Origin of the sequence: Limobrevibacterium gyesilva, assembly GCF_025989185.1 — a bacterium.
GTDB classification, from domain to species: Bacteria; Pseudomonadota; Alphaproteobacteria; order Acetobacterales; family Acetobacteraceae; genus Limobrevibacterium; species Limobrevibacterium gyesilva.
On the sequence record NZ_JAPDNT010000002.1, the window covers coordinates 228078 to 241543 of the forward strand.

Annotated in this window: 12 protein-coding genes; 1 reads left to right on the top strand and 11 read right to left on the bottom strand. The window is 66.2% G+C overall.

Annotation, left to right across the window (positions count from 1 at the left end):
- Position 1: 1 nt before the first annotated feature.
- Positions 2–457: a (2Fe-2S)-binding protein gene (locus OL599_RS04965; protein WP_264712541.1), complete on the bottom strand. Its 456-nt coding sequence runs from the start codon at positions 455–457 to the stop codon at positions 2–4.
- 177 nt (positions 458–634) lie between these two features.
- Between OL599_RS04965 and OL599_RS04970 the strand changes: the two genes are divergently transcribed.
- Positions 635–1030 carry a PaaI family thioesterase gene (locus OL599_RS04970; protein ID WP_264712542.1) on the top strand — a complete coding sequence of 132 codons (396 nt, stop codon included), beginning with the start codon at positions 635–637 and terminating at the stop codon, positions 1028–1030.
- Positions 1031–1065: 35 nt separating this feature from the next.
- Here OL599_RS04970 and OL599_RS04975 read toward each other — a convergent pair whose 3' ends face one another.
- The 10 genes from OL599_RS04975 to OL599_RS05020 all read right to left on the bottom strand — a co-directional run bounded on the left by OL599_RS04975 (position 1066) and on the right by OL599_RS05020 (position 13354).
- A complete protein-coding gene (locus tag OL599_RS04975) occupies positions 1066–2439 on the bottom strand; it encodes an ABC transporter ATP-binding protein (RefSeq protein ID WP_347403188.1) in 1374 nt (457 codons plus the stop codon).
- 32 nt (positions 2440–2471) lie between these two features.
- Entirely contained in the window at positions 2472–3287 is an 816-nt protein-coding gene (locus tag OL599_RS04980; protein ID WP_264712543.1) for an ABC transporter permease, read from the bottom strand.
- 82 nt (positions 3288–3369) lie between these two features.
- On the bottom strand, positions 3370–5409 hold the full coding sequence (locus OL599_RS04985) for a putative sugar O-methyltransferase (RefSeq protein WP_264712544.1): 2040 nt from the start codon (positions 5407–5409) through the stop codon (positions 3370–3372).
- Complete coding sequence (gene rfbC, locus OL599_RS04990; protein ID WP_264712545.1) at positions 5406–5936, bottom strand: dTDP-4-dehydrorhamnose 3,5-epimerase; 531 nt, start codon at positions 5934–5936, stop codon at positions 5406–5408. The genes OL599_RS04985 and rfbC overlap by 4 nt, the downstream gene beginning before the upstream one ends.
- Positions 5937–5964: 28 nt before the next feature.
- Positions 5965–7203 carry a class I SAM-dependent methyltransferase gene (locus OL599_RS04995; RefSeq protein WP_264712546.1) on the bottom strand — a complete coding sequence of 413 codons (1239 nt, stop codon included), beginning with the start codon at positions 7201–7203 and terminating at the stop codon, positions 5965–5967.
- The gene (locus OL599_RS05000) at positions 7203–8201 is read right to left on the bottom strand and encodes an NAD-dependent epimerase/dehydratase family protein (RefSeq protein ID WP_264712547.1); all 999 of its coding nucleotides are present in this window, start codon (positions 8199–8201) and stop codon (positions 7203–7205) included. Before OL599_RS05000 ends, OL599_RS04995 begins: the two co-directional genes overlap by 1 nt.
- Before the next feature lie 4 nt (positions 8202–8205).
- A complete protein-coding gene (gene rfbF / locus OL599_RS05005) occupies positions 8206–8979 on the bottom strand; it encodes a glucose-1-phosphate cytidylyltransferase (RefSeq protein ID WP_264712548.1) in 774 nt (257 codons plus the stop codon).
- Positions 8976–9164 (bottom strand): hypothetical protein, encoded by a 189-nt coding sequence (locus OL599_RS05010; protein WP_264712549.1) that lies wholly within the window; start codon positions 9162–9164, stop codon positions 8976–8978. The genes rfbF and OL599_RS05010 overlap by 4 nt, the downstream gene beginning before the upstream one ends.
- Positions 9143–9910: a cephalosporin hydroxylase family protein gene (locus tag OL599_RS05015; RefSeq protein ID WP_264712550.1), complete on the bottom strand. Its 768-nt coding sequence runs from the start codon at positions 9908–9910 to the stop codon at positions 9143–9145. Before OL599_RS05015 ends, OL599_RS05010 begins: the two co-directional genes overlap by 22 nt.
- 333 nt (positions 9911–10243) lie before the next feature.
- Positions 10244–13354, bottom strand: coding sequence for a glycosyltransferase (locus OL599_RS05020; RefSeq protein ID WP_264712551.1), 3111 nt, complete (start codon positions 13352–13354; stop codon positions 10244–10246).
- Positions 13355–13466: the final 112 nt, after the last annotated feature.

The window sequence follows — 13466 nt, forward strand, 5'->3', positions numbered from 1 at the left end:
CCTATCCCTGGCCGTTGCCGGCGGCGGTGTGGATGGCGGCCCGGATGCGGTTGTAGGTGCCGCAGCGGCAGATGTTCGACATCGCCTCGTCGATGTCGGCATCGGTGGGCTTCGGCTTCTCCTGCAGCAGCGCGACGGCGGCCATGATCTGGCCGGACTGGCAATAGCCGCATTGCGGCACATCGTGCTGCAGCCAGGCTTGCTGGACCGGGTGGCTGCCGTCCGGCGACAGACCCTCGATGGTGGTGATCTTCGCCGTGCCCACCGAGCCGGCGGGCACCGAGCATGAACGCATGACCTGGCCGTCCAGAAGCACCGAACAGGCGCCGCATTGTGCAATGCCGCATCCGAATTTCGTGCCGGTCATGCCGAGCCATTCGCGCAGGACCCACAGCAGAGGCGTATCAGGATCCGCATCAACCTGATGCACGCGGCCGTTGATATCGAGGCTGATCATCGCGATACCGCTCCCGACTCTTTGTACTGTTCGTGCCTGCGGAGGAGGTCGGCGATGACTCTGCCGCCACAAGGGGACGGGCGACAACAAATTTCCGCCAAGCCCAACCTCCATCGCCGGGGGCTTGGTGCCACGGCCACCCCGGGACAAGATGGCTATTTCCGAAGGAGAGACGGCATGGACCTGATGCAGCGCCTGCAGACCCGGCTGCCGGCGTTCCCGAAATTCCTCGGCATCACCTTCATCGAGGCCACAGCGGAGCGGCTGGTGGCCGAGATGCAGGTGCGCCCGGACATGTCCAACGGCAACGACACCATCCATGGCGGCGCGCTGATGGCCTTTGCGGACACGCTGGGGGCGGTGGCGACGATCATCAACCTGCCGGACGGCAAGGCGACGGCCACGTTGGAGAGCAAGACCAATTTCATCGCCCCGGCGCCGGTGGGCACCACGCTGACCGGCGAGACGGTGCCGCTTCACCGCGGCCGGCGCACGCAGGTCTGGGAGACGCGCATCTCCACCGCCGATGGCCGGCTGGTCGCCAAGGTCACACAGACGCAGATGGTGCTGTAGCCGCCGGTACTAGCCGCCCTGGGCAGCCGGGGCCGTCAGGTCATCGGCTCGAATGTTGGGCCGAGATTGACCAGGCCGATCATCATCTGGTCGCGCAGAACTTCGATCAGGATCATCTTCGACCGCACGTCGGAAACGTCACCTTGTGCGCTGGCCACGGCGACCTCGATGAAGCAGGGGCCGACGCTCAGCGTGAGACGCACGCGAAAGCGGTAGCAGCGCACGTCGCCCGCCGCGGCCGGGGGCGCGGCGCCGTGCAGCCACTGCGAGTGGGTGCCGAAGATGACCACGCCCTGGGCGTTGGTGATGGTGAAGCCCACCAGCGGCGCGACGTAGTCGCGGTCGAAGCGGATCTTCAGGTAGATATCGACAGTGTCGCCGGAGCGCACATGCGCGGGATTGATGCGTTCGCGCTCGACCACAAGGAAATCGATGATGCCCGCGCCGCCATTGCCGAAGCGGTATTCGTTGGCATTGTACAACGGGTTTGCGGCGCAACGGTCCTCGGACCCGGTGGCGTCCAGGAAGGCGGCCACTTCCGGAGCCGTCACGTCAGATCCCGGCCGGTACGTGCGTGCGGGCGCCCCGGGCGCCGGCAGGGCCGCGCCGGGTACGTCTGCGACCGCCTGCCCCACCAGCCTGCCGGTGGTGAGGATCTCCGAATACAGGTCGATAATCCGCTGCGGCGCGCCGACCTCGATCAACTCCCCATCGTGGAGCAGCACCGCTTCGTCGCAGAAATACGTCACCGACGCGCGATCGTGCGTCACGTACAGGATCGTCGTGCCACGGCTTTTGAACTCGCGGATCTTGCGGAAGCACTTCTCCTGGAAGCTGACATCGCCGACCGCCATGGCCTCGTCGATGATCAGGATGTCGGGATCCACGTGCACGGCGGTCGCGAAGGCCACGCGCATGAACATGCCGGACGAATAGGTCTTCACCGGCTGGTCGAAATATTCGCCAATATCCGCGAACACCCGGATATCCTCGATCCGCTGCTCGATCTCGCGGCTGCTGAGGCCCATGATGAGGCCGTTGGTCACTGCGTTCTCGCGTCCGGTCAATTCCGGGTTGAAACCCGCGCCCAGCTCCAGCAGGGCGGCGACGCGCCCGCGCACCTCGCAGGTGCCGGTGGTGGCATGGATCACCGAGCAGATGATCTGCAGCAGCGTCGATTTGCCCGAGCCGTTGCGCCCGACGATGCCGACCGTCGTTCCTCGCCGGATCGTCAGGTTGATGTCACGCAGAGACCAGTGCTCGCGATGATATTTGCGCTTCAGCGGATGCAGCATCTCGTAGAACCGCTCCGCCCGCGATTTGTACAAGCGGTATTTCTTCGAGATCCCGACGAGGCGCACCGACACCTCGCTGTCATCCACCACAGCCGGCTCAGGGACAGCGACCATCGCGGCGCCGGCCGCGGATGTTGCGGGCGTGCTCACAGGAAATCCGCGAATTCGGTCCGCAGACCGTTGAACACCTTCACGCCGAGCGCCAACAACCCCGCGGTGGCGGCCCAGAATACCACGCCCGACAGCAGGTCCGGCGCGAACTCGCTGCCCGGCAGCAGCGCCTGCCGATAGCCCATGACGATGTAATAGAGCGGATTGAGCCCCAGCCAGCGCCCGACCGACGCCGGAAACAGGTCCGGCGACCACACGATCGGGGTCAGCCAGAACCATATCTGCAGCAGGATCCCCAGCATCTGCGCGAGGTCGCGCTGGAACACCGACAACGCCGACAGCAGCAAGGACCACCCGGTCAGGAAGCAGATCAGGGCCACGCCGTAATAGCCGAGCAGCAGCCAGCTCCAGTCCGGCCAGAACCCGTTCAGCACCAGGATCACGGCGATCAGGCCAAGCATCGCGCCGTGGATCATGAGTCCGGTCAGAACCGGGACAATCGGCAGGATGGCGACGGGGAATGCGATCTTCTTGACCATGTAGCTGTTGCTGATGATCGCGTTCGATCCGCCGGTCAGCGCGTCCGAGACGAAGAACCAGACACTGAGGCCGACGATCAGCACCAGGAAGAACGGCACGCCGCTGGCGGGGGTGGGCAGCCGCAGGCCGTAGGAGAAGACGAACCAGTAGACCGCGATCAGTGCCGCGGGCTGCAACACGGCCCATAGCCCACCGAACATGGTCGAGACATAGCGATCGCGCAGCTGCAAGGTCGCCAGCCGCCACGCCAACTGCGCCACCGGGCGCAGCGATGCGAGGCAGGCGGGCGTCAGGGACACGGGTATCGTCATGCTGCGGCGCAAGCTGCCTCCGGTCTTCGAGAAACGCGATCGTCGTCGACGGTTGCCGCCCGCGCGGGAACGGCCAGGCTTGTCAATCTACGCCCCTGTCGTTCGAGAGCAGCGTCCTGAGGCTCTGCAACGGCCCTTGCGGTCCCGAGTGGTTGTCGTTGATGAACCCAAGCTCGCAGAACGCGTCATGCACCGCGTGCAGACTGTCCATCACCAGACGCCAGCTGCCGCCCAACAGGAAATCTTCGCGCCGCACCACGATCTGGTCCACCGGGTTCTTCCAGAGGTTCCACTGCTTGAAATAGACGGCGAACCGCGTCTTCGCCTCGATCAGCGTCTTGAAATGCGCGATCTGGTCGCGCCGCATCTCATGCAGGCTGCTGATCGATACCGAGATGTCGATCACGTCGTCGGGCAGCAGCTCAAGCTGGTTGGCCGACAGGAAGCAGATATCCGCGGCCTCGAACTCGTCCATGATGTCGGCATAGCTGTCGAAGTGACGGAATTTGAAGAATGTCCGGCCCGGCAGCGCCTCGGTCAGGTACCATTGCGCCACCGCAAGCGCCGGCGCGATATCGACGATCACGTATTTGCACGGCGCCGCCTTCGCGAACACATAGGCCAGCCTTCCATACCCCGCCCCGAGTTCCATCACCCGTGGAACCCTGGGCAATGGAAGCCCCTGCACCATCTGGCGCACCCGTGACCATTCATGAATGGAGTTGGCGAGGTCCTGGGAAATCAGCTTGCCGTCCGCGTACACGGGCAAGGGTGCGCCAAGCGTCGGTTCCTCGATCCGCTCGAACAGCCGGATCGGGTCGTGACAGGACGCGAAATGCCACAGCAGGCCGACGAACAGCGCATAGAACGAACGGTAATGCGGATTGGCGAAGGGGTTGTCGCCGCCGAAGGACTCGACGCCCGACCACAGATCCGCCGTGCTCGACCCCGCCACGGCGGCAAGCGGCACGTTGCTCTGGTACTCCATCCAGAAGCGCATGAGGTTGCGCATCTGGTTGTCGCGATAATCTCCCGGCAGCCAGTTGAAATAGTTGTTGTTGATTGTCCGCTTGAAGCGCAGCAGCGCATCGTGGCGAACCTGCTCGCGATTGCGCTGCTGCAGCATCACCCAGAATTCCGACGGGTGATAGATCGGCGCGGCCCTGGCGATCTCGGCGTCGATCTCGGCCACCAGGTCAGGCTCGCCGGCGCCGCCCAGCTGCGCCGAGCGGGCCGTCGGCGCCTGCGCGATCATCCCGCAGATCCCGTCAGTCAATGCGATGGACGGCGTGAAGCCGACCTCCTCGACCAACCGCAGCGGATTGGCGACCAGCGTCGGCGGCTCGGTCTGGCGGGTCGGCAAGGCGCCGAAGCGGACCAGCTCGCCATGGCCCAGCCGGGCGATCACCTCGCCCAACACGTCGCGCAGGGCGACGCCCTTGCCGGTCCCGATATCGACTGCTCCGGTCACCGTCCCATCCAGCAGCTGCGCGAACGCCGCGCCGACATCGTCGACATGGATGAAATCGCGGACCTGCAGACCCTCGGAGCAGTCGAAGCTCCTGCCTTCCTGCAGCGCTGCGATCACCGAAGGTAGCAGCCGGCCGCTGCGCTCGCCCGGCCCGTAGGGATAGAATACCCGCCCCCAGGCCGTATCCAGTCCCATGCCTTGCGCGGCCACGAAGGCGTCGCACAGCGCCAGCTTGGCGCCGCCATACGGGGTCACGGGGGCGATGCGCGTGCCGCCGCCCGGCGCCGGGGTATGCTCCCACTCGTATTCCGCGCAACTGCCTACACCAACCGCCCGCTTCCCGCCCGCCGCCACGAAGGCTTTCAGCAGATCGATGCTGGCGGACAGCCAGGTCAGGTTGTCGGGCGATGTCCAGTAGCCCGCATGCGACACGTCCCATGCCGCGTGCAGCAGATGGCTCGGCGCGATCTCGGCCACGATCTTGCGCATCGTGTACCGGTCCAGCAGATCGCCGCGATGCGCGATGACACCTCCCGGCACGTTCGCAGGCGTGCGCGCGATGGTGTGGATCTCGTATCCGCGTGCCAACAATGGCGCCACGCAGGCGCGGCCGATGAACCCGCTCGCGCCGGTCAGCAGGACACGCTTCATGGGCACCAGTCCTCATAGCGCCGGTCGCGGTCCGACAGGATCGGGTCGGCGACCGGCCAGGTGATGCCGAAGGCCGGGTCGTTCCAGCGCACGCCGGACGCGGCACCCGGTTCGTAGAACGCCGACATCGTGTATTCGACCACGGTATCGTCGGCGAGCGTCTGGAAGCCGTGCGCAAATCCCGCCGGCACGTACAGCGACGTGTCGTTGCGCTCGCTCAGCTCGACCCCGAACCAGCGCCCGCGCGTCGGCGAGTCCTGCCGCAGATCGATGATCACGTCCCACAGCGCGCCGCGCGAGCACCGCACCAGCTTCGCCTCCTCGTATGGCGCGCGCTGGAAATGCATGCCGCGTAGCGTGCGGCGGCGGGCGTTGTGCGAGCGGTTGCATTGCGCCACCGGCAAGTCGATGCCGTGCGCCGCGAAGGTGCGGCGGCAGTAAGTGCGTGCGAACGACCCGCGCTCGTCCGCGATCGGGGCAAGCGCAACCACGAACGCGCCCGGCAGCGGTGTCTCTGTGAAGTTCATGGCGCGGCGCGCATCCTTCCGGGCCCGGTCAGACGACGGCGACGGTCGGAATGGGAATGATGAACCTGCCACCGGCCTCGCGATAGGCGTTCTGCTGCCGCAGGATCTCGTCCGCGAAATTCCAGGCCAGCAGCAGCAGATAGTCGGGCTTGCGGCGCGCCAGCACGTCAGGCGACAGGATCTCCAGATGTGTGCCCGGCGCGAAATGTCCCTGTTTCACCGTGCTGCGGTCGACGATGTAGTCGAGGAACTGGCTGCCGATGCCGAAGGTGTTCAGCAACGTCGCACCCTTGGCCGAGGCGCCATAGGCGGCGACCGTCTTGCCTTCACCCTTCAGCCGCGTGAGCAATCCGACGAGGTCCGCCTTCAGCACCCCCACACGCGCACCGAAATCCTGGTAGCGCTTGTAGTCGCGCACATGCCACGCCGCCTCCTCCGCCAGCAGGGCGGCGACCGCCGGCGATGCTGCCTGGCCGGACGCGGCCTTTGCTGCGAACAGGCGAAGGCTGCCGCCGTGGATCTTGTGCCGCTCGACATCGACGACGGACAGGCCGTGCCGGCGGAACAGCGCATCCAGCGCGGTCAGCGAGAAATAGCACAGATGCTCATGGTAGATCGTGTCGAACTCAAGCTTGTCGAACATGTCGAGCAGGAACGGCACCTCGATCACCGCGATGCCATTCAGCTTCAACACGGTCGCGATGCCGCCGATGAAGCCGTTCAGGTCCGGCACATGCGCCAGCACGTTGTTGGCGTGCAGCACATCCGCCTGCCGGCCTTCCGTCGCCAGGCTCCGGGCGATTTCGGTGCCGAAGAACTCCTCGATGGTGTCGATGCCGTGCTGCTCGCGTGCCACCTTGGCGATGTTGCTCGCGGGCTCCACGCCCAGCACAGGCACGCCGTGCTGCAGGTAGTTCTTCAGCAGATAGCCGTCATTGCTGGCGATCTCGATCACCAGCGACCCGGGACCCAGCTTGCGCTCGGCGATCATCCGCTCGGCGATCGTCCGCGCGTGCTCCAGCATCGTGTCGGAGAACGACGAGAAATACATGTATTCCCGGAACATCATCTCCGGCGGCACGGATTGCGTAATCTGCACCAGCGTGCATTCGGGGCAGAACGCGAGATCGAGCGGGAAGCGCGGCTCGGTCGTGGCGAGCTGCGCGCGGCTCAGCAGCGCGTTGGCCAGCGGCGTCTCGCCGAGCGACAGGATCGGGGACAGCGGCACATGCCCGCAGGAACGGCATGTCGGAGAGGGTTTTGTCATCACACGCTCGCAGTCAAGAAGCTTCGGTACCAGTCGATCGTTCGCGTCAGCCCTTCCTCGGTCGTGAAGCGCGGCGACCAGTCGAGCAGGCGCCGCGCCTTCTCGGCGCTCAGATACTGATGCAGAATCTCGTTCGAGGCCTCGTTGCGGACGTCCGGCTCGATGTCGAGCCCCATCAGCCTGGTGATCCGCCCCACCATGTCGAGCACGGTGATCTGGTTCTCGTTGGAGAAGTTGAAGGCCTCGCCACGCAGTTCCGGATTCTCCGCAAGCTTCTCGGCGAGCAGCAGATAGGCGCCCACCGCGTCCTCGGCATACACGTAGTCGCGGATCAGCGTCCCGTCGGAGCGGATCAGCGGTCGCTTGCCATCCAGCAGCGAGCGGATCGTCCCCGGCACCAACCGGTTCCAGTTGAGATCGCCGCCACCATAGAAATTGCCGCAACGGGTGATCGCGACCGGCGTCTTGTAGGATTTCGCATAGGCCTGCGCGATCAGGTCCGCGCAGGACTTGCTGACGTCATAGACATGCATGCCCTGCAACGGCATGTCCTCGGTATAGGGCAGCACCTCCTGGTCGCCGTAGGCCTTGTCGGAGGAGGCCAGCACCACCTGCTTCACGGAACCCAGCTGGCGCACCGCTTCGAGCAGCACCCAGGTGCCGGCGATGTTGACCTCGAGGGTATCCGTCGGGCTGCGGTTGGCGGTGCCCACGATGGTCTGGGCGGCCAAATGCAGCACCGTGTCGACTTCGTATTCCGCCAGCACGCGCGTCACCACCGCCGCGTCGCGCACGTCGCCGCGCACCACCTTCACCTGGTCCAGCGTGCCGGAGCGCACCAACTCGCTCTGCGGCACCCAGTCGCGCACCAGGCAGACCACGTCAGCCTTCAGCTCCACCAGCGCGCGCACGATCCAGTTGCCCAGCAGCCCGGTGGCGCCGGTCACCAGCGTCGGGCGGTAGCGCCAGAAATCGGGATTTCCAGAGAACGACGTCATCGGCCTACCACACCCGCCACGGCGGATTGCCGCTGTCCCACAACTGCTCCAGCATCCGCTTTTCCCTCAACGTATCCATGCACTGCCAGAAGCCGTGATGGCAGTACGCCGCCAGTTGCCCCTCGGCGGCCAGGCGCTCCAGCAGGTCGACCTCCAGCACCGACGAGTCGCCCTTCAGGTAGTCGAAGATGCCCGGCTCCAGCACGATGAACCCGCCATTGATCCAGCCGGCATCGACCTGGGATTTCTCGCCGAACCGGTCCACCGCCGTCTCCTCGTCGTTGAGGATGAGGCCGCCGAAGCGTGCCGGCGGCCGCACCGCCGTCACGGTCGCGAGCTTGCCGCTGCGCCGATGGTGCGCGATCACCCGGTCCAGCGGCACGTCGCTGACCCCGTCGCCATACGTCACCATGAACGTCGCGTCGCCGATCTGCGGCTGCAGGCGCTTGATGCGCCCGCCCGTCAGCGTGGCCTGCCCGGTCTCGATCAGGTGCACCCGCCAGTCGATCGGCGACGGCGAGATGACCTCCGTCGCCCCGGTCCCGAGATCGATCGTGATGTCCGACGAGACGTTGTACTGCTCAAGGAAGTAGCGCTTGATGTAATCGCCCTTGTAGCCCAGGGCGACATAGAAATCCTTCAGCCCGTGATGGGCCATGATGCTCATGATATGCCAGATGATCGGCCGGCCACCGATTTCCACCATCGGCTTGGGCCGCAGGTCGGTTTCTTCGGACAGGCGCGTGCCGAAGCCACCTGCAAGTATGACAGCCTTCATTCTTCGCCACGCTCCATATTAGCGCCAGTTGCGACCGCACGGCGGATCGGCAGGACCCCGCCCGGAATCGCGATATTGCCCGAGCCGCGGCACTCGGGACAATCGCCGGACCCGTATCTTTCCGCCAGCATCACCCACAGGCCGCGGCTGCGGCCGCGCAGGATCAGCGCACGCGCTTCAGCCATGCATCCGGATGCCCGGTGATGACCTTGTCGAGATCACTCTCGTTGAACATCCATTTCGGCACCGACAGCTCGAAATCCGGGTGCTCGGCCAGGAACTCCCGCGCCGCGGTGGCGGGATTGTCGGTCAGCCAGTCCGGCTTGCCGCGCGGCGTGTCGTAGACCTCGCGCATGATGCCGTCGGTCGCGACGATGTAGGAACCCACGGAGACCAGCGGGTGATAGGCTTCCAGCTCCGCCCGCACGTGGCGGCGGCTGTGGTCGGAATCCAGGATCACCAGCACGGTGTCGCCGGGCTTGATCAGCGCCCGCACGCGGCCGACGATGTCCGGAGCCACCGAATCGCCCTCGATCAGCGTGATCATCGGCGCCAGCGGATGCGCCTCGATCGCCGCCCGGTTGTGCGGGCGGATCTCGATGTCGACACCGACCACCCGCCCCTTGCCGATGTTCTGCAACAGGCTGGCGTTGAAGATCAGGGAGCCGCCATGCGCGACCCCCGTCTCCACGATCACGTCGGGCTTGAGCTGGTGGATCACCTCCTGCATCCGCACCATGTCCTCGGGGTGCTGGATGATCGGACGGCCGAACCAGGTAAAGGTGTAGGAGTATTTCTGCTGCCAGCTCAGCTTCATCCACAGGTCCGAGATCAGCTCGAACGCTTCCTTGCCATACAGGTCGAGGCTGGAGTCCTTGTCACCGTCGGTGACTTTCAACGACCGGCTTGCCGTGTCCACAATCAGACGCATTCCTACCTCGCCTTACAGCCGCCGGCGAAGCAAGGGCCGCGTCGGTCGGGAACAAACACACATCTCTCGAAGCACCGATGCGCCCGGAAATCGCCACGGTCCGGGAGACGAATCCCGCTCATGGCCTCCGGCACTGCACCGCGCCCCCGGGGCCGCATAGATCGCACGGCCGCCACGCCAGATCAAACGGTCCCACCTGAACAATCCGCTTCCATGCCTTGACCGTCGCTGGCGTCAGCGGCGGGAGCATTTGTTTTATTGTACGCGTCTCGCACGCAAGATTTAGCACCGGTCTTCATGACGTTTCTGTCATGTCGCCCGGGAACGGCCGGCTCACGCGACGATCGACGCGCGATCCGCCGCCGGCCGGCCCTGCAAGCTCATGCCCGCATCCTCCAGCACCCCGCGCAGGCGGGGCACATTGGCTGCAATGGAATACTCACGCCGCACGAAGTCGAAGCCGGCCACCGCCAGTTGCCGCCACAGCACCGGGTCCTCGTAGACCCGCACCACCGCATCCGCAAACGCCGCGGGCGCGTCGGCGATCACGACATCGACGCCATCGCGCAGCGGCGTTCCCTCCACCGCGATCGACGAGGCCACCACCGGAACGCCCGCGAGCAGGCTGGAGGCGACCTTCCCCTTCAACCCGGCACCGAAGCGCAGCGGCGCCACAGTCACGCGACAGGTCGCCAGCACCGCGTCCAGGTCCTCCACGAAGCCCAGCACCTCGACCCCGTCGCCGGCCAGCGCCTGCACGTCCGGCGTCAGGTTGCTGCCGACCACCAGGAAGCGCGCCTGCGGCAGGCGCTCGCGCACCAGCGGCCAGATCTCCCTGGCAAAATAGATGGCGGCATCGCGATTGGGCGGGTGCTGGTAGGTGCCGACGAACATGATGTCCTGCCGCCCGTCCGGCCCGCCCGCCTCCAGGCGCTCGGGCATCTCGAACAGCAGCGGCACGACATGCACCCGCGCCGAAGGCACGGCCGCGCGCACGATCGCCGCCTCATGGGTGCTGACGACGATGGTGGCGTCAGCCTTGGCGATGGAGGCCAGCTCGGAGCTGCGGCTCGCTTCCGCCTCCGCGATCATCCTGGCATCGTTGAGCAACTCCGCCTCGCGCATCTCCCGCACGAAATGCAGGTCGATCGTGTTGAAGATGATGCGCGCCTGCGGCGCCAGCTTACGCACCCTGTCGATATACCGGTCGGCGATATAGGCCCGGCATAGCACCACCACATCGAACTCGTCGCCGCGCGTCTCCAGGATATCGTTCACGGACGCGCAATACGGGAAATGCACGACATCCACGCCCAGCGCGCGCAGCGAGTCGGTGTATCCCTCGGCAAAGGCCATGTTGCTCTCGGGCACGAACGTCACCCGGAACGCCAGCTCCCCCAACATGCGGATGAGGTTGAGCGCCAGCAGGGCGCCGGCGCTCTGGTCGGGTCGCGGCGTGTCGGCGTCGACGAACAGCAGACGGTGGCGACGGCTGCGGTCATGCGGCCTCTGCCCGGCGCGTGCGGCCTCTGCACGGCGGCGCAGCAGGGCGGCATTGCACACGGCGAACCGCTCCCATTCCGCCGAAAGGGCATGCGCATCGACCGGGATGCGGGCGTCCTTGCGGCGCCGCGCCGCAGCCGACCAGTCGCTGACGATCGCCGCGGGCCAGTACAGCGCTTGTCCACCGGCCGATTGCAGCCGCGTGGCGAGGTCCAGGGCCGAAATCTCGAACGACGCATACTCGGCGCTGAATTCGCCAAGTTCGGACAGCGTCGTCCGCAGGATGGCAAAAGCGCCGGGGCAGTAATCCACGGCGCGCGCGAACAGATAGGCCGGTTCCTCCGTCCTCCGCCCGGCGCCATAGCCGCGCAGCCCGCCCGCGTCGGCGATGCCGCCGGCCGCATCCAGGAAGCCGTCCCAGCTGCGCAGTTGCGCCCCCACCAATGTGCGCGGCGCCAGGCTGGCGCGGCACTGGCGCAGGAAGTCGGCGTCCAGCCGCAGCGTGGATTCGACAAACACCAGGGCCTCGGCCGAAGCCGCGCGGCTCGCGGCATTCGCCGCGACGCCGAACGGCACCGGCCGGTCGAACCGGCGATAGGTGAAGCCGGGCAGGAAGCGGAACGCGACCCCGCTGATGTCGGTGCAGCCGTTGTCGACCACCACGACTTCGATCGGCAGGTCGCCCTGTGCGGACGCGATCGAGTCGACAAGGGCGAGCATGCCCAGCACCCCGTCCCCCTCGGTCGGCGCCACGACGACGGACAGGCACGCAGGCTGGTCCGCGGCGTGCCGGGGCATCTTCCAGTCCGCCACCGGCAGGTCCGGCATGCTCGGCAGTGTGGCGCCGGATGCCGCTGCCTCCTCCACCTCGACACGTTCCTGCTGCGGGGCGCGGCCATAGCCGAGCCTGAACGCCGCGTTCAGCACCACCCGCTTGAAGGCCTGGCGCTGCGCCAGCGTCAGCGGCAAGATCCGCCACGGCACATAGGCCGCGCCGATCACGCCCTGCCGGATCCGTCGCTTGGCTGCCGCGAGGCGGCGCCCCAGGCCCGGCGCGCACAGCCACCCAACCCACGGCCCGAGAAGGATGCGCAGTGAGTGGCGCGCGCTGTTGTTGGACAGGTAAAGCTCCGCGGCCCGGTTCCAGCGGTACATGCCGAAGCGCAGATGCATGTAGAGGTTCAGCTTCGCCAGCCGGTACAGCACGGCGGACGTGACCGGAACGCGCCGCCCGGCCAGCAGCCAGATGGTCATGTAGAGCATGGGGAAGATGCGCCACAGCCAGAAGCGATGGTCGCGCTGGAGGCCGCGCTCATAGGCCACCGTGTCGCTGGTGTCCCGGATCATGAGAATGTCCGGGATTTCGTGATGCCGGCCGAACCGCAGCGTCGCCGCCGCGACCGCCCAGTCCAGCGCGAAGAAATTCCGGCTGGGGAACACGGATTGCAGCGCCGCGGTGCGGAACAGGCCGTAATAGCGGCTGTTGTCAGCGGGATTGGTGAGGTAGGCCGCGACGTTGTGCTCCTCGTCGTGCGGAAGCGCGAAGGTGCCGGTGGACAGGTTGGTGGGCCGCCCGTCGACCGTGAACAGGACGCGCGACTGGCTCAGCACGATGCCCGGATCGGCCTCCAGCACCGCGAGCTGCCGCTCGATGAACGAGGGCGCCCACAGGTCGTCCGCCGCCGCCCACATGAAATACGGTGTCCGCGCCTCGACCAGCACGAACCGGAAGTTCAGCCCGGCGCCGAGGTTTGTCGGCTGGCGGACATAACGCACCCGCTTGTCGCGCGCCGCATAGGCCTGGCAGATGTCGCCGGTCCCATCGGTCGACGCATTGTCAGAAATGATCAGCTCGAAATCGGTAAAGCTCTGTGCAAGGAGGCTATCCAGCGCCCGCCCGATCGTCCGGGCGCCATTATAGACCGGGATACCAACAGTCACTTTAGGCATTCTAAGGTCGCGCTCCGTCCGGCGGCTCAATCCAAATTGCAACGGTATTCAAAGCCATGGTCATCGGGACATGTCGGGCGAGGGCGTGGAATCCTGTTTAATC

What these genes read in the sequence shown, in the direction of transcription:
- OL599_RS05010 (WP_264712549.1), bottom strand. Translation starts at nt 9,164, where the DNA reads ATGGCTGAAGCGCGTGCGCTGATCCTGCGCGGCCGCAGCCGCGGCCTG.
- rfbF (WP_264712548.1), bottom strand. Translation starts at nt 8,979, where the DNA reads ATGAAGGCTGTCATACTTGCAGGTGGCTTCGGCACGCGCCTGTCCGAA.
- OL599_RS04980 (WP_264712543.1), bottom strand. Translation starts at nt 3,287, where the DNA reads ATGACGATACCCGTGTCCCTGACGCCCGCCTGCCTCGCATCGCTGCGC.
- OL599_RS05000 (WP_264712547.1), bottom strand. Translation starts at nt 8,201, where the DNA reads ATGACGTCGTTCTCTGGAAATCCCGATTTCTGGCGCTACCGCCCGACG.
- OL599_RS05015 (WP_264712550.1), bottom strand. Translation starts at nt 9,910, where the DNA reads ATGCGTCTGATTGTGGACACGGCAAGCCGGTCGTTGAAAGTCACCGAC.
- OL599_RS04965 (WP_264712541.1), bottom strand. Translation starts at nt 457, where the DNA reads ATGATCAGCCTCGATATCAACGGCCGCGTGCATCAGGTTGATGCGGAT.
- OL599_RS04975 (WP_347403188.1), bottom strand. Translation starts at nt 2,439, where the DNA reads ATGGTCGCTGTCCCTGAGCCGGCTGTGGTGGATGACAGCGAGGTGTCG.
- OL599_RS04985 (WP_264712544.1), bottom strand. Translation starts at nt 5,409, where the DNA reads ATGAAGCGTGTCCTGCTGACCGGCGCGAGCGGGTTCATCGGCCGCGCC.
- rfbC (WP_264712545.1), bottom strand. Translation starts at nt 5,936, where the DNA reads ATGAACTTCACAGAGACACCGCTGCCGGGCGCGTTCGTGGTTGCGCTT.
- OL599_RS04970 (WP_264712542.1), top strand. Translation starts at nt 635, where the DNA reads ATGGACCTGATGCAGCGCCTGCAGACCCGGCTGCCGGCGTTCCCGAAA.
- OL599_RS04995 (WP_264712546.1), bottom strand. Translation starts at nt 7,203, where the DNA reads ATGACAAAACCCTCTCCGACATGCCGTTCCTGCGGGCATGTGCCGCTG.